Genomic DNA, 19,379 nt, shown 5'->3' on the forward strand with positions numbered 1-19,379 from the left:
GTGGCCGTTCTGCCCGATCCGGCCGTCAGCCGCGCTGTGCTCATCGGGACCAGCCGCTATGCCCACCTGGAGCAGATCCCGGCGGTGGCCAACAACCTGAGCGCACTGGCCGCGGCCCTGTGCGCCCGGGGCTCCTGGGGGCTGGCGCCCGAGCACTGCACGGTCGTCGAGGACCCCGGCACCGCGGTCGAGGTCCTCGAGGCCGTCCGGACCGCGGCCGAGGAAGCCACGGACACCCTGCTGGTGTACTTCGCGGGACACGGCCTCGTGGAACCGCGCCGCGGCGAGCTCTTCCTGGGGCTGACCGGGTCCATGCAGCACCGCTCCTACACCGGGCTGCCGTACGGCACGCTGCGCGACGTCGTGCTGGACGGGCGGGCCGGGCGCCAGGTGATGCTGCTCGACTGCTGCTTCAGCGGGCGCGTGCTCGGCTTCATGAGCGCGGCGAGCGCCGGGGCGGTCATCGACCAGGTGGAGATCGAGGGCACCTATCTGCTCGCCTCCGTCCCCGACACCAGCTTCGCGCTCGCCCCGCCCGGTGAGACCCATACGGCCTTCACGGGTGAGTTGCTGCGGCTGCTGCGCGAAGGGGTGCCGGGCGGGCCGGAGTTACTGGACCTGGACACGGTCTACGCGCAGGTGTACGCGGCGCTGCGGGCCAAGGGGCGGCCGCTGCCACAGAAGCGCGACCGCAATACGGCGGGCAGGCTCGCCCTGGCGCGCAACGCCGCCTGGGCACCGCCCGGCTTCGGCCCACCGCCCCCGCCGTACGACCACGAGCCGACACCCCCGGCCACAACGTACGACCACGAGCCCACACCGTACGCCCACGAGCCGACGCCGCCACCCACGCCGCTCCCCGCCGTGCCGCCGATGCCCACCTGGTCGCCGATGGCCCTGCCGTCGCCCGCCCCGCTCCCCTCCCCCGGCGGCGCCGCCTCCCGGGGCCGCCGCCGCGCCGTCACCTACGGGCTGGCGGGAGCGCTCGTCGTGGCTCTGGTGGCCGCGGGCGTACCCCTGGCGATGTCCTGGATGAAGGACTCGTCCAAGGACTCCTCCAAGGACGACTCCGGACAGCACCCGTCGAAGCCGAAGTCCTCCGGCAAAGCGAAGCCGGGCCCCACCTCCGGGTACAACGCCGCGGCCAAGGGCGCCGTCGTCAACGCCTCGACGAAATCGGGCGGAACGCTGAAGTTCATCAGCCGGAACGACGCGGACTATTGGGACCCCCAACGCACCTATTACGGCTACATCTGGAACTTCTCCCGCTACTACGCCCGCCAACTGGTCACCTACGCCCCGAAGCCCGGTAAGGACGGCGCCGAACTGGTCCCCGACCTCGCGGAGAAGACGGCCAAGGTGACCAACGGCGGTAAGACGTACACCTACACCCTGCGCCAGGGGATCACCTGGGAGGACGGCTCCCCGATCACGTCCCATGACATCAAGTACGGCATTGAGCGGGTCTGGGCCCAGGACGAGATCTGGGGTGGCCCGATCTTTCTCCAGGAGACGCTCGATCCCGACCTCACCTACAAAGGGCCGTACAAGGACAACTCCAAGGACAAGCTCGGGCTGAAGGCCATCGGCACCCCCGACGACAGGACCATCGTCTTCAATCTGCCCAAGCCCAACGGCGACTTCGAGCGCATGCTCGCCACACCGTCCGGATCCCCCGTGAAAAAGGAGAAGGACACCAAGGGCAAGTACACGGAAAAGCCGTTCTCCTCGGGGCCGTACAAATTCGGCTACTACCAGCCGGGCAAGTCACTGGAGCTGGTCCGCAACACCGAGTGGAAGCGGTCGTCCGACCCGATCCGCACCGCCCTTCCCGACCGGATCACGGTGGATGTCAACGGTGATGAGCAGGCCAACGCGAGAGCCCTGTTCTCCGGCCAGTACGACCTGGACCTGGGGTCCTCCGGACTCACCGGGGCCGCCCTCACCAAGGCCAGGAGCGGTTCCGACCTGAGTGCCCGGCTGGACAACCCGTACACCCAGGGAGTCGTGTTGGCGGCCCTCCCCCGCTCCGTCAAACCCCTGGACAACGTCCACTGCCGTAAGGCGGTCCTCTACGCGGCGGACAGGGAGAATATGCAAACCGCCTCCGGCGGTGTGCTCTCCGGCGATATCGCACCCCAGATGCTCCCGCCCACCGTCACGGGCTCCGACTCCTCCTACGACCCATACGAAACGCGCAAGAAGCGCGGCAGGCCGAACACCACCAAGGCGAAAGCGGAGTTGAAGGCGTGCGGAAAGCCGAACGGCTTCACGACCACCATCGCGGTGCGCAATAACCGCCCAGCCGACGTGGCCGTCGCCGAGTCGCTCCGGTCGTCGCTGGAGAAGGTCGGTATCGACACCGATATCGACCAGGTCGACGGCGCCCAGTACGGCGTGACGATGGGCGCGCCCGAGGCGGTGGAGAAGAAGGGATACGGCATCGTCATCTACCGGTGGGGTCCCGACGTCCCGACAGGTCAGAGCTTTCTGCGGCTGCTCGCCGACAGCCGTTTCATCGAGAAAACCGGAAACCTCAATGTCGCGGAGGTGGACGACCCGACGATCGACCACCTCTTCGACACGGCGATCGCCGAACAGGACCCGGAAAAGGCCGGGAGCGACTACGCGCGGATCGATCGGAGGATCTCCGACTCCGCCGCGTATCTGCCCATCCTGTTCCAGAAGAGCGTGCTCTGGCGCGGCTCCCAGCTGACCAACGTCTATACGAGCGACCCCTGGCAGGGCGGCTACGACTATGTCTCGCTGGGCGTCTCCAAGTGACCGAAGGCCCTGCGCACCGCCACGTTCGTGGTCGTGATGCCGCCGTCCACGGGGAGGGTGATCCCGGTGATCCAGGCGGCGTCGGAGGAGGCGAGGAAGGTGATGGCGGCGGCGATGTCGGTGGGTTCGCCGACCCGGCCGAGGGGGTAGACCTCGGCGGCGCGCCGCAGGGTGTCCTCCCGGCCGTCCCAGCCGGGGGTGCGGATCGTGCCGGGGGCCACGAGGTTGACGCGGACGCCCCGGGCGGCGGCGTGGGCGGCCAGGGTGCGGGTGAGGCTGCCCAGGCCCGCCTTGGCGGCGCTGTAGGCGTGGTTGCCGAAGTCCTGGAGGCCGTTGACCGAGCCGACGTTGACGATCGCCCCCCGGCCCTCCGCGGCGGCCAGGTGCGGCAGCGCGGCGCGGGAGCAGCGGAAGGCGCCGCCGAGGGTGACATCGATGTCCTGCTGCCACTCGTCGTCCGCCTGGTCCTCGAACAGCGGGGTGTCGACGTGGCACGAGTGGGCGCTGTTGACCAGGACGTCCAGCCGTCCGAAGCTCCTTACGGCGTGCGCCACGGCCGCCTCGACATCCGCCCGCAGGGCCACGTCGCAGCCCAGCGACTCGGCCTCGCCGCCGTCGGCCCGTATGGACTCGGCGGCCTTCGCGGCCCGTTCGCCGTCCTGGTCGGTGATCAGCACCCTGGCGCCCTCGTCGGCGAACCGGCGGGCGGTCACCTCCCCGATCCCGCGCCCCGCGCCGGTGAGCATGACCGCGTAGCCCTCGAATCTCCGCACCGTGTGCCCCTTCTCGTCGGCTCCGGGACCGCCGCCGCCCCATCGCGGCGGGTCCGCCGGGATCATGCCCGGCCCCGGCATGATCCTCCCGCGCGGGGCGTTGCACCATAAGAGAAACTCAGCACACACGCTCGGGTCGGCATGGCGGGAGTCGGACAGTGGTGGACGTCCAGGGCACGGTGGCGGACGGTTTTGAACCGGTCCGGGACGCCTTCGCGGCGAACTTCGCCCGGCACGGTGAGCGCGGCGCGGCCGTGGTCCTGTACCGGGAGGGCGAGAAGGTCGTCGATCTGTGGGGCGGTACGAAGACCCCCGACAACGACGGCGACAACGGTCCCGGGGCCGACAACGGTCCCGAGGCCGGCGACGGCCCCGAGCCCTGGGCCCAGGACACCGCCCAGGTCGTCCGGTCGGTCACCAAGGGCGTGGCCGCCGCCGTGCCGCTGCTGCTGCACCAGCGCGGCCAGCTGGACCTGGACGGCCGGGTCAGCACCTACTGGCCGGAGTTCAAGGCGGCCGGCAAGGAGCGGGTGCTGGTGCGGCATCTGCTCGCGCACCGCACCGGCGTGCCCGTGCTCGACACCCCGTTGACCCCCGCCGAGGCCATCGACGGCATATCCGGGCCGCGGGCCGTCGCCGCCCAGCGGCCCGTATGGGAGCCCGGTACGGCACACGGCTACCACGCCCAGACGTACAGCTGGCTGCTGGGCGAGCTGGTGCGCAGGGTCACCGGGCGGACCATCGGGCGCTGGATCGCCGAGGAGATCGCCCGGCCGCTGGGGCTCGACCTGTGGCTCGGGCTGCCCGCGGAGCAGCGGGGCCGGGTGGGCCGGATCGCGGCGGTGGAGGCGCTCGCCGCGCCCGCCGCCCAGGGGCCGCGGCTGCGCCCCAAGCGGTCGGTCGCCGAGGCGTACCGGGACCCCGAGTCGCTGACCCGGCGGGCGTTCGCCGCGATCACCCCGCTGCCGGACGAGAACGACCCCGCGTATCTGGCCGCCGAGTTGCCCGCCTCGGGCGGGGTGGCGACCGCCGAGGCGCTGGCGCGCTTCTACGCGGCGCTGATCGGCCCGCTGCCCTCGGCCCGTACGGCCCGTTCGGGGGGCAGGCTGTTCGCGCCGGCGACGCTGACGATGGCCCGTACCGAGGAGTCCGCGGGCCCGGACCGGGTCCTGGTCGTCGGCACCCGTTTCGGCCTCGGCTATATGCTGCACGGCCCGGCCTGCCCGCTGCTGGGTCCGGGCTCCTTCGGCCACCCGGGGCGCGGCGGGTCCCTCGCCTTCGCCGACCCGGAGGCGCGCATCGGCTTTGCCTACGTCACCAACGGTATGCGGCGCGGTGTCACCGCCGACCCGCGTGCGCAGGCGCTCGTGCGCGCGGTGCGGGCCAGCCTGGCGGCGCGGGAGGCGTAACGGAACGGCCCGCCGCTGGTTGCGGTGGGGCGGCGTGGAAGAGCAGGCGCCACGCGCCCCCGGTATGCCTCCGAGCGCCCTCCCGCACCCGCACACGCGGGTCCGCCAGGGCCAAGGGTCCCTATTGCGCCGCCCCCGGCCACCGCACACTGGAATCCGGGGGAAATCGGGGGGCACGTGGCTCGGTTACGGGGGCGGCTGCGGCCGCGTTCATGGGCGTGGACGTGGGTGTGGGCGTGGACACGCGAGGAACGACAGCGGGGGCGCGGGCGGGCGCCGCGCCCCACCGACGGATATCACCAGGTCACCGAACCGCCGGCCGACCGGCACCGGCTGGCCCGCCGGGACATGGAATGGCAGATGCTGCGCATCCTGCTGATCTTCCGGCTGATGCACGGCATCCAGCTGGCGGTCACGGTGCCCGGGATCGCGGGCCGTCTGCCGCACCGCGGCGGGGCGTTGCTGCTGCTGATCGCGGTGGTGGCCGAATCCCTGTGGTTCGTCGCGCGCATAGTCCGCAACCACCGGCGGATGCTCGCGGACGACACCGAGCGAGAGCGCGCGGGCGTCCGGCCCGATCCGCGGGATCCGCCGCCGACCACGTACGACGGTATGGCGGCCGGTGTGGAGCTGTGCTCGGCCGTGCTGTTCCTGTGGGCGTGTGCGCTGGTCATGGGCCCGCACCGGTCGCAGGACATGGCCCCGCTGCTGGTGCTGACCACCGAGCAGATCTCGGCCGCGGGCATCGGCTCGGCGCTCGGCCGGCCGCGGCGGGTGCTGGTCATCGGCACCTGCGCGATCGCCGCCTCCTACGCCGCGGTCGTCGCCCTGGGCGACGGCGGCCCGGCGGCGCTGGCCCGCTCCGATGTGCTCATCGGGCTCACCGGCTACGGAGCGCTGGCGTATCTCATCCGCCGCGGCGCCGCGTTCCTGCTGCAACTCGCCGCCGACCTGGGCGATATGAGTCTTCAGCTGCATGAGCAGGAGCAGCGCAAGCTGCTCGCCATCGAGCTCCACAACCACCTCGGCCACACCCTCAACGCCTTCCAGCGGATCGACGCCTCGGACCCCGAGCAGATCGACTCGCTGCGCAGATCGGCGGTGGTGGCGCGGGAGCGGCTGGCCACCTTCATCGGCACCGGGCGGTTCAGCGAGTCGGTGCCGCTGATCGGCATGGTCCACCGGCAGGTGGCCCTGGCCACCAACGACACCCTCACCGTGGAGCCGATCGTCACCGAGCGGGTGGTCGGCGCCGCGGCCCGGGTGCTGCCGTCCCAGGTGGAGCTGTTGGAGCCCGCGCTGCGCGCCCTGTTGATCAATGTGCCGCGCAGCGCCGGAGTGCATGACGCGGTGCTGCATGTGGACCTCGTCGAGGACGCCGACGGCGGCGAGCTGGTGGAGCTGGTGGTCACCGACGAGGGCGTGGGCTTCCCGCCCGGGGTGCTGGCCCGCGGGGTCGGCGCCATGCGGTCGCTGGCGCTGCACGAGAGCCTGCTGCGCGAGCGGGGCGGGGCGCTGCGGGTGCGGTCGGTCCCCGGGTTCACCCAGGTGACGCTCACCCTGCCGATCCAACGGGACAACGACACCGAGACGAGTTACACGACCGAGCCGAGTCAAGGGGGCGTCGGATGAGAGACGAGTCGGCCGAGTACGGACCGAAGCAGCCACTCCAGGTGGCGGTGGTCGAGGACCATGAGATGACCAGACGCGGCCTGGTGGCCGCGCTGAACGCCGATCCACGGCTGACCGTGGTCAGCGAGGTGGACTCCGTGGAGCAGCTCGAGGTGAGCGGTGCGGAGTACGACGTGTGCGTGGCCGACATGATGGGGGTCGGCACCGCCGAGCAGTTCGCCGATCTGGTGCGCCGCTCGGATGTGGTGGTGTGCACGGCGGCCGAGCAGTGGCGCCAGCGGGTGGCCCCCTGGGTGTGCGGGGCGAAGGCGGTCTTCGGCAAGACGGTCGGCGCGGCGGTCCTGGCCAATGCCGTATGGGACGCCCGCAACCATCCGCACTGGCTGAAACCGCATCTGGCCTCCGCCCTGGAGACGGCGGTGCGCGAATGCGGGCTCAGTGTGCCGCCGTACTTCGCCGATCTGCTGGAGCGCACGGCCCGTGGCGGCCGGGTGGCCTGGATCCTGGAGGAGCTTGGCGTCAGCGAGAAGCGGTACGGGGAGGATCTGCGGGACTTCCGGATGCAGTGCGCCCGGGCCGGGCTCGGCCAGCTGACCCTGCTGGACGCGCTCTACATGGCCTCGTCGGCCGAGCAGCCGCCCGCCCATGAGCCCGTGGTGTTCTCCCCCTGGGCCGCCGGGCTGAGCGAGGGCCAGGTCCGGGCGCTGGAGTGGTACGCGGACGGGTACTCGTACGAGGAGACGGCCGCCCACCTCGATGTGAAGGTCTCCACGGTCCGTACGCAGATAGACCGGGCCATGACCGCCTGCGGGATCAATTCCAAACCGGCGGACATTCGCATGATGTTCGCGATGTACGTGTGCTCCCGGCACACCAAACCGGATCTGCTGCTGCGCCGGCTGACCGACCTGGGCGCGCATCCGCCGCGCCGGGGCGGGGCGGAGCGATGAGGGACCGGGCGGTGAGGGACCGGGCGGTGAGGGACCGGGCGGTGACGGGCCGAGCGATGAGGGGTCGAGTGATGCGAGGCCAGGCGATGCGGGCCCGCGCGGATGTCGGTTTCTGTCGTCACGGGCGCCGACAGCGATCTCCCGGATTTCCCACCGTCCCGGGGGACGAAAAGCGACACGCGAGGCGCGCAGGATCGGTATCGGGCCCTCGCCGGGGGAACCGGGGGCCCGCCTCTTCGGACGACCGGTTCGGACGACGGATTCGGAAGACGGGGGAAGCCCATGCCTGACCAGCGCGGCTCTCGTGAGACGGCCACCGACGACCGTCTCCTCGGCACCTTCGACGTGACGCTCCGCGGGACGGACGCCCGGCTCGAGTGCCGGTCTCCCGGGGCGCGGAGCGACCGGGAGCGCGGGCGGGGGCGGGGCGTCCGGCGGGTATCGCCGCGCGGCGTCCTCCGCTACCGCGATGTGGTCTCCTTCCTGGTCCGCAACCGCCCACGGGCACCGGAGGCGGCCGCCGGTGCCGTGCTGCGGCGGCGCCAGGGGCCGGTCTTCCTCGTACAGACCTTCTTCCTGGACCAGGAGGGCGTCCCGCTGGGCGACACCGAGGCGTCCGCCCCGGTCTGGGTCTGCCGGGCCCGGCGCCTGGACGAGGAACTCCGCGCGGCCTTCGGGGACAAGGACCTCATCATCTTCGGAGAGGCGGGGCCGTCATGCTGAGCCTGTTGGGCATGGTCCTCCTCGCACTCGGCGGGATCGGCGCGGTCGCGGTGGTCCATGTCGTCTGCGTGACCATCGAGCTCCTGGCGGACTGGTTCCGGTCCCGGAGCGAGCGGCTGCACACCGATCCCGATCTGCGGGCGGTCACCGTCTCCGAGTCCATCCGCGACGGCAATGTCAGCTATATCCAGGGGCTTTTCGACACCTCGCGGGAGCAGTTCGTCGAAAGCCGCCGGATCGAGGGGAAACAGGCCGAGCAGCGGGTGCGCAGCGCTCATACGCACCACCGGGTCGCGGTCTGGGGCTGAGTTCCGGAGCCGAGAATCCGGGTCCGAGGACCCGGACTGCGAGGCCGGGACACGGCCGGCGTTCGAGGGGGGAGATCCAGTGAGGAACCTGGGAAGGGGTTCGCGTACCGCCTTCGCCGTCACCGGGATTCCGGGCGGCACCGACGATGTGGAGGCGGCGCTGCTGCGGACCCGGCTGATCGAGGCCGCGAAGGAGTTCAGCGGCCGCGGCGGACCACGGCCGCTCACCGTCACCGTCACCAACCAACCACCGGGGGCGGCGGCGGAGTCGGGGCCGCGAGCGGGCGCGGCGGCGGACAGGGCAGCGGAGACGGAGGCGGAGGTGGGGCCGGACGAGCCGTCGATCGCGGAGCGGGCGCGGCGGTTCACCGCGTCGCCACCGCTGTACACCTTCGACCGCCTGGTGCTCCCGGACCGCACGCTGGACCAGCTGCTGCGCGCCGTGCACACCGTGGAGCAGCGCCGGGTGCTGTTCGACGAGTGGGGGCTGCGCGAGATCCAGCCGCACCCCGGCTCGGCAATCAACCTGGAGGGCGCGCCCGGCACCGGCAAGACCCTGGCCGCGCATGCCCTCGCCCACCGGCTGGGGCGTTCGCTGATCGCGGCCCGCGCCTCGCAGTTGGAGAGCAAGTACCACGGGGAGGGCCCGAAGAACCTGGCGGCGCTCTTCCACGCGGCGCGCGAACAGGGCGCGGTGCTCTTCCTGGACGAGGCGGACGCGCTGATGTCCTCGCGGTTCGAGACCACCACCCATGGCTCGGAACACGCGGTGAACGCCATGCGCAGCGAGATGCTGACCGCCCTGGACAGCCACGAGGGGCTGGTCGTCCTGGCCACCAACCTGGTGACCTGCTATGACACGGCGTTCGACAGCCGGGTGTGGCATGTGCGCTTCCCGCCGCCGGACGAGGCGGCGCGCGCCGGTATCTGGCGACGCCATCTGCCCGAGGCACTGCCCCTCGCCGAGGACGTATCACCGGAGGGCCTGGCCGGGGTGGACGAGGTGACCGGCCGCGACATCCGCCGTGCGGTGATCGACGCGGCGGCGGAGGTACTGCGGACGGGACGGCCGCGGGTGGGACAGGCGGACCTGCTGGCAGCGGTGGAACGGATCAAGGCCGGCCGCCCATGCCGAGCAACGCCGGCACCGATGTCCATGTCCAGCGGGCCCGGATGACCGGTCACCTCACCGGCTGGCCGCCGGTCCGACAGACCACGCGGCGAAGCCCCAGTCTGGGGCCCGGGGCCGGAACCCCAGTCCGGGGCCCGGGGCGGAGTCCCGATCCGGGACCCAGGGCAGAGCCCGATCCGGAACCCGGGACGGAGCCCCAGTCCGGAACCCGGGACGGAGCCCCAGTCCGGGGCCCGGGGCGGAGCCCCAGTCCGGGGCCCGGGGCGGGGCCCCGGTTTCGGGGAGGGGCGGGGAGGGGAGCAGCCCGCCGCAGGCGGCAAGGCCCGGCGGACCCCCAGCCCGTCACCTCACCGGCACCGTCACCGAACGCGGGTCGAAGCCGAAGGGAAGCTCCAGCCGATGCTCGCGCATCAGCTCCTCGTCGCACAGCAGTTCCTGCGTTCCGCCATCCGCCGCGATCACCCCACCGCTGAGCACCACCGAGCGCGGGCACAGCTCCAGCGCGTACGGCAGATCGTGGGTGACCATCAGCACGGTCACCTCCAGGGACCGCAGGATGTCGGCGAGTTCGCGGCGCGAGGCCGGGTCGAGGTTGGACGAGGGCTCGTCCAGGACCAGGATCTCCGGCTCCATGGCCAGTACGGTCGCCACGGCCACCCGCCGCCGCTGCCCGAAGGAGAGGTGGTGCGGCGGCCGGTCGGCGAACTCCGCCATCCCGACCCGCTCCAGCGCACGGCGCACCCGCTCCTCCAGCTCCGCGCCGCGCAGCCCCGCCGCGGCCGGGCCGAAGGCCACGTCCTCGCGCACGGTCGGCATGAACAGCTGGTCGTCCGGGTCCTGGAAGACGATGCCCACCCGGCGGCGGATCTCGGCCAGATGCGCCTTCGCCACCGGCAGCCCCGCGACCGTGACCGTCCCGGCGCCCGCCGTAAGGATGCCGTTGAGGTGCAGCACGAGCGTGGTCTTGCCCGCGCCATTGGGCCCCAGGAGCGCCACCCGCTCGCCGCGGGCCACGGTCAGATCGACGCCGAAGAGGGCCTGGTGGCCGTCGGGGTAGGCGTAGGCCAGACCGGACACCCGGAGGGACGGCGGGGCGGTGGCGGGGTCGGTCATGGCAGCATCCATCCGGTCAGGCAGACCGCCAGCGCGGTCAGCGGGAGGGCGGCGGCGTACATCCACTGGGTACGGGACGCCGTCACATCGTCGATCACCGGCATGCTGCCCGTATAGCCCCGGCTGACCATCGCCAGGTGGACCCGCTCACCCCGTTCGTAGGAGCGGATGAACAGCGCCCCGGCCGAGGAGGCGAGCACGCCCCAGTGCCGCACCCCGCGCGCCTCGAAGCCGCGCGACTGGCGGGCGATGCGCATCCGGCGCATCTCATCGGAGATGACGTCCCCGTAGCGGATCATGAACGAGGCGATCTGCACCAGCAGCGAGGGCATCCGCAGCCGCTGCAACCCCAGCAGCAGGGCGCGCAGTTCGGTCGTGGACGCCAGGAGGACCGAGGCGGCGACGCCGAGGGTGCCCTTGGCGAGGATGTTCCAGGCGCTCCACAGCCCCGACTCGCTCAGCGACATCCCCAGCGCCTCCACCCGCGGGCCCTCCACGATGAACGGCATCAGCACGGCGAAGGCCACGAACGGAATCTCGATCAGCAGCCGCCGCAGTACGTACCCGGCCGGGATCCGGGCCGCCACCGCCACCGCGGCCAGCAGCACGGCGTACGCCCCGAAGGCCCAGACGGCCTCGCGCGGCGTGGAGACGACGACCAGCACGAAGCAGAAGACGGCGGCGATCTTGCAGTGCGGGGGGAGGGCATGGACGGGCGACCGCCCCTCACGGTAGAGCTTGTGTGCGTGTCCCGAGCCCACGGTCAGCCCCGCTCGCTCTCGGCCGTCGCCCTGCGCCGCCGTATGACGATGAAGACCCCGGAGCCGACGGCGAGCGTGGCCCCGACCCCGATCACCCCGGCGAGCCCGCCGGAGAGCCGGGCGTCGGAGATGTCCTTGACGCCGTAGTCGGCGAGCGGGGAGTCCTTGGCGGCGTGGTCCTCGGTCTTCTCGTCGATCCCCTTGTCATGGGCGACCTTCTCCAGCCCGTCGGGGCTGGCGGAGGCGTAGAAGCTGACGACCCCGGCGCACAGCAGCGCGGCCGCGAGCCCGGCCCACCACACGCACCGGGCCGACCACCACAGCGCCGCGGCGGGTTCGGGGGTCCCGGCGGGCTCAGGGCTCTCGGAGGTCGCCGCGGCGGGTTCGGCCGCCGGGCCCTCGGCCCGCGCCACCGCCCCCGGGGCGGCCGGAGCCAGCGGGCTGCTGCGGATCTCCAGCGGACGCGGGGTCACCCCCCGCGCCCCGTACACCAGATCCGGCCGTACGGCCACGACGGCACCGACCGTCAGCGCGGTGATCGCCGCCTCGCCGATGCCGATCAGCACATGCACACCGACCATCGCCGCGAAGACCTTGCCGATCGCCACATCGGCCGTGCCGCCGAGCGCGTAGATCGCCGTGAAGGCCACCGCCGCGGCCGGTACGGAGATCAGCGCGGCCACGAAGGACGCGACGGTGACCGTACGGCGGCGATGCGGGGCCAGCTTCACGATCGCGCGGAAGAGCGCGTACGCCACGACCGTGGTGACCAGGGCCATGTCGGTGATGTTGACGCCGAGCGCGGTGAGCCCGCCGTCCGCGAACAGCACGCCCTGCATCAGCAGCACCACGGAGACGCACAACACCCCCGTGTACGGCCCCACGAGTATCGCGGCCAGCGCCCCGCCCAGCAGATGGCCGCTGGTCCCGGCGGCCACGGGGAAGTTCAGCATCTGCACGGCGAAGATGAACGCCGCGACCAGCCCGGCCAGCGGCGCGGTCCGCTCGTCCAGCTCCCGCCGGGCACCGCGCAAACTGACCGCGACGGCCCCGGCCGCGACCACACCGGTCGCCACCGACACCGGTGCGTCGATGAATCCGTCGGGCACATGCATGGCGGAACTCCGCTCCTGAGCTGCAACTATCGGCCCGATGGTAGCCCGTACCTGCAAGTCGTTCGCAAGAGCGCCGACATCGCGGGATCGCGCGGGCCCGCGGAAAACGCCGGACGGCGGCCTTCCGGTTCCGGAAGGCCGCCGTCGGGCCGAGGTGTAACCCCAGTGTTCAGTCGCTGGTCAGACGCGAGTCAGCTCGGCGTCGGAGTCCCTGTCGCGCTCCTGGGCCGCGGAGGGCTGCTCGAGCTGCTTGCGCAGACCCTCGCCCTCCACATCCACGTTGGGCAGCGCCCGGTCCAGCCAGCGCGGCAGCCACCAGGCCGCCTTGCCGAGCAGCGCAAGCACCGCCGGCACGATGGCCATACGGACCACGAAGGCGTCGAAGAGAACGGCGGTGGCGAGGCCGAAGCCGATCATCTTGATCATCGACTCGGACGAGCCGATGAATCCCGCGAAGACGCTGATCATGATGACCGCGGCCGCGGTGACCACCCGGGCGCCGTGCCGGAAGCCGGTGACGACGGCCTGGCCGGGGCGCTCGCCGTGGACGTACGCCTCCCGCATCCGGGTCACCAGGAAGACCTCGTAGTCCATCGCCAGACCGAACACCACACCGATCATGAAGATCGGCATCATGCTCATGATCGGACCGGTCTCCTCGACCCCGAACAGATCCGCCAGCCAGCCCCACTGGAAGACCGCGACCACCGCGCCGAGCGCCGCGACGACGGAGAGCAGGAAGCCGAGCGCGGCCTTGAGCGGGACCAGGACGGACCGGAAGACCACCATCAGCAGCAGGAAGGCCAGTCCGACGACGAGGACCAGATAGGGCACCAGCGCGTCGTTGAGCTTCTGCGAGATGTCGATGTTCATCGCCGTCTGGCCGGTCACCAGCACCTCGGCGCCGGTGTCGGACGTGAACCCGCTCGCCTTGTCCCGGATGTCGCCGACCAGGTTCTCGGTGTCGATACTGCTCGGCTTGTACTTGGGGACGACGGTGAGCGTCGCGGTGTCACCGGCCTTGTTGAACGCGGCCGGGCTGACCCCCGCCACCCCGTCCAGACCGGTGATGGTCTTACGGACCTGCTGGGCCGCGCCCTTGGCGTCATCGCTGCCCTTGGCGTCGACGACCACCATCAGCGGACCGTTGTAGCCGGGGCCGAAGCCCTCGGAGATCGCGTCGTACGCCTGGCGCTTCTGGCTGCTGACCGGCTGCGAGCCGTCGTCCGGCAGACCGAGTTCCAGGCTGGCGGCGGGCACGGCGGCCGCACCGAGGCCGAGCACGGCCACCAGGAGCACCATCAGCGGGCGGCGCAGCACGAAACGGGCCCAGCGGGTGCCCATGTTGGGCTTCTCCTCGGGGGCGTCCCCGCCGCTCGCGGCGGCCGCCGCGGCACGCTCCTCCATCCGCCGGCGCGCCTTGCGCCCGAACACCCGCTTGCCCGCGAAGCCCAGCACCGCCGGGATGAGGCTGATCGCGATGAGGACGGCGATGACGACCGTACCGGCCGCGGCGAAGCCCATCTTGGTGAGCATCGGGATGTTGACGACGGCGAGGCCGACGAGCGCGATGACGACCGTAAGGCCGGCGAAGACGACCGCGGAGCCCGCGGTGCCCACGGCCCGTCCGGCGGCTTCCTCCCGTTCCCGTCCCTCGGCCAGCTCCGCTCGGTAGCGGGAGACGATGAACAGCGCGTAGTCGATGCCGACCGCGAGTCCGATCATCATCGCCAGTGTGGAGGTGGTGGTGGACAGCCCCAGGGTGGTGGCGAGCGCAGTGATCGACGAGATGCCGATGCCGACGCCGATGAGCGCGGTCAGCAGTGGCAGTCCGGCGGCCACCAGCGAGCCGAAGGTGATGGCGAGGACAACCGCGGAGATCGCGATGCCGATGATCTCGGTGGAGCCGGTCTCCGGCATCTCCTGGAGCGCGTCACCGCCGATCTGCACCGTCAGCCCCGACTTCTGGGCCTTGTCCCCCACCTCCTTCAGACCGTCCTTGGCGGGGTCCTCCAGCTCCATGGCGTTGACCTTGTAGCTGGTCAGGATGTACGCCGTAGTGCCGTCCTTGCTGACGGCCCGGGCCTGGTAGGGGTCGGCGACCGAGGCGACCTGCGGCGAGCTGGCCTTGAGGTCGGCGACGGTCTTGGTGACCACCGCCTTGTTGGCCGGGTCGGTCATCTTCTCGCCGCTCGGGGCACGGAAGACCACACGGGCGGTGGCGCCGTCCGCGTTACCCCCGGGGAACCGCTGTTCCAGCAGGTCGAATGCCTTCTGGGCCTCGGTGCCGGGGATGGAGAAGCTGTCGTTGGCGGGCTGGGAGGCGGTGGCGGCGCCGACGCCCGCGACCGCGAGCAGCGCCACCCATATCAGCGCGACGAAGCCGCGTCGCCGGAAGGCGAACCGGCCGAGTTTATAGAGGAAGGTGGCCACGAGAAGGAGTGCTCCCGTCGGTTGGCTGGCAGGGCAGGGATGGGTGACCCAACCGGCGACGAGAGCGGCGCGCCGGCCGGGGTCCTATGTGGTTGTGCGGGGAGATCGGGGGGAGTTTCGGGGGAGTGTGAGAGGAAGGGCTATGCGGCGCCGAGCGCGGGGAGGATCACGGCGTCGATGTACTCCAGGAGATACGTCTGGTCCGGCTGCTTGCCCTCGACGAGCGGTCGGGTGATGAACGCGCCGCACATCATGTGCACGACGTAGTTCAGGGCGGGCCGGTCCGGGGCGACTTCGCCGCGGTCGACGGCGCGCCTCAGCAGCGCGTGGAGCGCGTCGATCTCGGGGAAGATCAACAACTCTCGCAGGGCCTGGTGCAGGTCCGGGTTGTCGTGGCTTGCGTGGGCGAGTCCCCTCATCAGCGCGGCGTCCCGCTCATGGGCGGTCTCCGAACACCGTGCGATCTCCCGCAGGTCCCCGCGGAGCGATCCGGTGTCGACGCCTTCGAGCAGAACGGGCTTGGTGTGCCGCAGCGCGGTCGCGACCAGCTGCGGCTTGCCATTCCACTGGCGGTAGAGCGTGGCCTTGCTGGACCGGGTGCGGGCCGCGACGGCGTCCATCGTCAGACCGTCGTACCCGACCTCGCCCAGCAGCTCGACCACCGCCTCGTACAGCTCCCGCTCGCGCTCGGGGGAGAGTCTGCTGCGGCGCACCCGGGCGGTGTCGCGGTCCTCCGTCGGCTGATCCGTGGTCGGCATGGGGTGTCGCCTCCCTCCGAGCTTTTCGAGATTCCGAGCTTCAGGACTTCCGGACTTCCGAACGAAACGGTTTCGTACTCCTCCAGCATACGCCCGGTCCTATCGAAACTACGCCGTTTCGCTCGTGGTGTCGGTCACACAACCGAGTTGCTCCGAATGGCGTAGCTCGAAAACATGGGTGGGGTGGAGCCTTACGCATGCGACGACGACCAGGCGTACCTGCGATTTCCGCATCTGCACGGCGACTTGCTGTGCTTCGCGGCCGAGGACGATCTGTGGGTCGCCCCGCTGACCGCCTCGGGTGAGCCACCGGGGCGAGCGTGGCGGCTGACCGCGGACCGGACCCGTGTCGGACCTCCCCGCTTCTCCCCCGACGGCTCCCAGATCGCGTTCACCACCTGGCGCAGCCTCGACCCGGAGATCTATCTCGTCCCCTCGGCCGGCGGTCCGGCCCGCCGGCTGACCTACTGGGGCAGCACCGACGCCACGGTGTGCGGCTGGACCCCGCCGGACCAGGACGGCGCCTCCCAGATCCTCGCGGTCTCCTCCCATGAGCAGCCGTTCTCCCACTTCTCCTGGGCCTACAGCCTGCCCACCGACGGCAGCCCCGGCGGGCGGCTGCCCTGGGGGCCGGTGGCCGACATCGCGGTGGCCGACCTCGACGGCGAGCGCCGCACCCTGCTGCTCACCGGCAAGCCGCCGCACGAGCCCGCCACCTGGAAGCGCTACCGGGGCGGGGCGACGGGCCGGCTGTGGCTGCACGGCACCCGGCTCGTGGAGAAGCTGAACGGGCATCTGGACGCGGCGATGTTCGTCGGCGGCCGGATCGCCTTCCTCTCCGACCACGAGGGCATCGGCAATCTCTACTCCTGTCTACCCGACGGCACCGAGCTGCGCCGCCACACCGACCACGCGGACTTCTACGCCCGGCACGCCTCGACCGACGGCTCCCGCGTCGTCTACCAGTGCGCGGGCGAGCTGTGGCTGGTGGACGATCTGAGCCCGGACGGCGAACCGCGCAGGCTGGACGTACGGCTCGGCGGGGCGCGCACCGGGCGGCGGCCCTACCAGGTGCCCGCCGCCTCGCACATCGACTCGCTGTCGGTGGACACCACCGGCCGGGCCAGCGCGGTGTGCGTCCGCGGCAGCCTGTACTGGCTCACCCACCGCGACGGCCCCGCCCGCACCCTCGCCGACACCCCGGGCGTCCGGGTGCGGCTGCCCGTGATGCTGGGCTCGACCGGCCGGGTCGCCTACCTCACCGACGCGGAGGGCGAGGACGCCATCGAGATAGCGCATCTGCCCCGGGCCAGCGGCCCCACCGAGCCGCGCCGGCTGGCCGCCGGCCGGCTGGGCCGGGTGCACGAGCTGGAACCCTCGCCCGACGGCGACCTGCTCGCGGTCGCCGCGGGCGACGGGCGGCTGCTGCTGGTGGACACCTCACCCGACGGGGACGGCGAGGTCACCGAGCTGATCCGGTCGGACAACGGCCCGGTGGGCGACCTGGCCTTCGCCCCCGACTCGGCCTGGCTCGCCTGGTCCCACCCCGGGATAGGGCGCACCCTGCGCTCGATCAAGATCGCGCGGCTGGCCGACCGGTCCGTGGTGGATGTGACCAACGGGCGGTTCGAGGACGAGGAGCCGGTCTTCACCAGCGACGGCCGCTATCTCGCCTTCCTCTCCTGGCGCGGCTTCGACCCGGTCTACGACGTGCACACCGGTGACCTCTCCTTCCCGCTGGGCTGCCGCCCCTATCTCGTACCGCTGTCCTCCGCCACGCCCTCGCCCTTCGCGCTGTCCCCCGAGGGGCGCCCGGCGGCGGGCGGTCTCGACCCGGACGTCAGCGGGGGCGAGGGCGACGGTGACGGCACGGTGACGGTCGAGGTGGAGGGGCTGACCAGCCGGGTCACGGCCTTCCCCGTCTCGGCGTCCAAGTACTCCTCGCTTCGCCCGGTCAGCGGCGGCGGGCTGGTGTGGCTGCGCTGGCCGATCTCGGGTGTGCTCGGCGAGACGTTCGCCAACCCGGGCGAGACCTCGAGCCGCCCCACCCTGGAACACTTCGACCTGGCGAAGGCCAAGCGCACCGAACTCACCGGTGAGCTGGACTGGTTCGTGGTCAGCGGCGACGGCACCCGGCTGGTGGCCTACGACGACGGCGATCTGCGCGCGATGCCCGCCACCGAGTCCGGCGACAGCGACTCCACGGTCCACCTCGACATGCGGCGGATCCAGCACACCGCCGATCCCGCGGCCGAGTGGCGGCAGGCGTACGACGAGGCCGGGCGCATCACCCGCCACTACTACTGGGACCCGGGGATGTGCGGTGTCGACTGGGACGGGGTGCTCGACCAGTACCGTCCGCTGGTCGAACGGGTCGCCTCGCCCGACGAGTTCGCCGATCTGCTCCGCGAGACCCTGGGCGAGCTGGGCACCTCGCACGCCTATGTCAGCGCCGCCCGGCGCAACGAGGGGCCGTCCCACTACCAGCGCCCCATCGGACTGCTCGGCGCCAACCTCACCCGCTTGCCCAAGGACGGGCGGTGGGCGGTGGCCCGCATCCTGCCCGGTGAGTCCTCCGACTCCCGGGCCCGCTCGCCGCTGGCCGGTCTGGGCATCCGGGACGGCGCCGTGCTCACCCATGTCGACGGGCGCCCGGTGGACCCGGTGGCCGGTCCGTATCCGCTGCTGACGGCCGCGGGCGGCACGACGGTGGAGCTGACCTTCGAGTCGCCGGACGGCGAGGGGCCGCCGCGCCGGGTCGCGGTCTCCCCGCTGATCGACGACCGGCCGCTGCGCTACCAGGACTGGGTCGCCCAGCGCCGGTCCGTGGTGCGGGAGTTGAGCGACGGGCGGTGCGGCTATCTCCACATCCCCGACATGGGCGGCTCGGGCTGGGCGCAGTTCAACCGCGATCTGCGCCGCGAGATGTCGCTGCCCGCGCTGATCGTGGACGTCCGGGGCAACGCGGGGGGCAACATCAGCGAGCTGGTGGTGGAGAAGCTCACCCGCAAGGTCATGGGCTGGGATCTGACCCGCAACGCCCAGCCGGTGTCGTACTCCAGCAACGCGCCGCGCGGGCCGATCGTCGCCGTCGCCGACGAGGCGACCTCCTCCGACGGCGACATGATCACCGCGGCCTTCAAGATCCAGGGCATCGGTCCGGTGGTGGGGCTGCGCACCTGGGGCGGGGTGGTCGGGATGACCGGGCGTCACCGCCTCGGTGACGGCACGTCGATCACGGTGCCGATGAACGCCGCGTGGTTCGACGCCTACCGCTGGGGCGTGGAGAACCACGGTGTGGAGCCGGACATCGAGGCGCCGCGCTCCCCCGTGGACTGGGCGGAGGGCCGCCATCCGCAACTCGGGGTCGCCGTCCGTACGGCGCTCGATCTGCTGGAGCGGCATCCGGCCGCGACCCCACCGGACTACTCGGACGTCCCCGACCTGCGCCGCCCCCAACTGCCACCGCGCAACGGGGAGTGAGGGTG

At 71.9% G+C, this 19,379-nt stretch carries 14 protein-coding genes; 8 read left to right on the top strand and 6 right to left on the bottom strand.

The features are described 5' to 3' along the window. Nucleotides 1–2,784: a caspase, EACC1-associated type gene (locus tag ACT2CW_RS23570; RefSeq protein ID WP_445518171.1), complete on the top strand. Its 2,784-nt coding sequence runs from the start codon at nucleotides 1–3 to the stop codon at nucleotides 2,782–2,784. On the opposite strand, the gene ACT2CW_RS23575 is transcribed toward ACT2CW_RS23570, so the two are convergent. Next, nucleotides 2,757–3,557: an SDR family NAD(P)-dependent oxidoreductase gene (locus tag ACT2CW_RS23575; protein ID WP_445518172.1), complete on the bottom strand. Its 801-nt coding sequence runs from the start codon at nucleotides 3,555–3,557 to the stop codon at nucleotides 2,757–2,759. The genes ACT2CW_RS23570 and ACT2CW_RS23575 overlap by 28 nt on opposite strands. 158 nt (nucleotides 3,558–3,715) lie before the next feature. Between ACT2CW_RS23575 and ACT2CW_RS23580 the strand changes: the two genes are divergently transcribed. From ACT2CW_RS23580 to ACT2CW_RS23605, 6 genes are all read left to right on the top strand, one after another. Next, nucleotides 3,716–4,966: a serine hydrolase domain-containing protein gene (locus tag ACT2CW_RS23580; protein ID WP_445518173.1), complete on the top strand. Its 1,251-nt coding sequence runs from the start codon at nucleotides 3,716–3,718 to the stop codon at nucleotides 4,964–4,966. 228 nt (nucleotides 4,967–5,194) lie between these two features. Then, entirely contained in the window at nucleotides 5,195–6,598 is a 1,404-nt protein-coding gene (locus ACT2CW_RS23585; RefSeq protein ID WP_445518174.1) for a hypothetical protein, read from the top strand. Then, nucleotides 6,595–7,548 carry a sigma factor-like helix-turn-helix DNA-binding protein gene (locus ACT2CW_RS23590; protein WP_445518175.1) on the top strand — a complete coding sequence of 318 codons (954 nt, stop codon included), beginning with the start codon at nucleotides 6,595–6,597 and terminating at the stop codon, nucleotides 7,546–7,548. The genes ACT2CW_RS23585 and ACT2CW_RS23590 overlap by 4 nt, the downstream gene beginning before the upstream one ends. A gap of 282 nt (nucleotides 7,549–7,830) precedes the next feature. Then, nucleotides 7,831–8,271, top strand: coding sequence for a hypothetical protein (locus ACT2CW_RS23595; protein WP_445518176.1), 441 nt, complete (start codon nucleotides 7,831–7,833; stop codon nucleotides 8,269–8,271). Next, complete coding sequence (locus ACT2CW_RS23600; RefSeq protein ID WP_037948258.1) at nucleotides 8,265–8,579, top strand: hypothetical protein; 315 nt, start codon at nucleotides 8,265–8,267, stop codon at nucleotides 8,577–8,579. The genes ACT2CW_RS23595 and ACT2CW_RS23600 overlap by 7 nt, the downstream gene beginning before the upstream one ends. 79 nt (nucleotides 8,580–8,658) lie before the next feature. Then, nucleotides 8,659–9,756, top strand: a complete 1,098-nt coding sequence (locus ACT2CW_RS23605) for an ATP-binding protein (RefSeq protein WP_445518177.1) — start codon at nucleotides 8,659–8,661, stop codon at nucleotides 9,754–9,756. A 297-nt stretch (nucleotides 9,757–10,053) separates the two neighbouring features. Here the strand turns inward: ACT2CW_RS23605 and ACT2CW_RS23610 are convergent, their stop codons facing one another. The 5 genes from ACT2CW_RS23610 to ACT2CW_RS23630 form a co-directional block, all read right to left on the bottom strand. After that, entirely contained in the window at nucleotides 10,054–10,824 is a 771-nt protein-coding gene (locus ACT2CW_RS23610) for an energy-coupling factor ABC transporter ATP-binding protein (RefSeq protein WP_330811569.1), read from the bottom strand. Beyond that, a complete protein-coding gene (gene cbiQ / locus ACT2CW_RS23615; protein ID WP_445518178.1) occupies nucleotides 10,821–11,585 on the bottom strand; it encodes a cobalt ECF transporter T component CbiQ in 765 nt (254 codons plus the stop codon). Before cbiQ ends, ACT2CW_RS23610 begins: the two co-directional genes overlap by 4 nt. Before the next feature lie 2 nt (nucleotides 11,586–11,587). Further along, nucleotides 11,588–12,700: an energy-coupling factor ABC transporter permease gene (locus ACT2CW_RS23620; protein WP_445518179.1), complete on the bottom strand. Its 1,113-nt coding sequence runs from the start codon at nucleotides 12,698–12,700 to the stop codon at nucleotides 11,588–11,590. A 180-nt stretch (nucleotides 12,701–12,880) separates the two neighbouring features. After that, nucleotides 12,881–15,133: an MMPL family transporter gene (locus ACT2CW_RS23625; RefSeq protein ID WP_445518180.1), complete on the bottom strand. Its 2,253-nt coding sequence runs from the start codon at nucleotides 15,131–15,133 to the stop codon at nucleotides 12,881–12,883. 140 nt (nucleotides 15,134–15,273) lie between these two features. Then, the gene (locus ACT2CW_RS23630) at nucleotides 15,274–15,891 is read right to left on the bottom strand and encodes a TetR/AcrR family transcriptional regulator (protein WP_166484484.1); all 618 of its coding nucleotides are present in this window, start codon (nucleotides 15,889–15,891) and stop codon (nucleotides 15,274–15,276) included. Between the two features lie 183 nt (nucleotides 15,892–16,074). On the opposite strand from ACT2CW_RS23630, the gene ACT2CW_RS23635 reads away from it, so the two are divergent. After that, on the top strand, nucleotides 16,075–19,374 hold the full coding sequence (locus ACT2CW_RS23635; protein ID WP_445518181.1) for a S41 family peptidase: 3,300 nt from the start codon (nucleotides 16,075–16,077) through the stop codon (nucleotides 19,372–19,374). Nucleotides 19,375–19,379 lie beyond the last annotated feature (5 nt).

This window comes from Streptomyces sp. NEAU-174 (assembly GCF_052665095.1).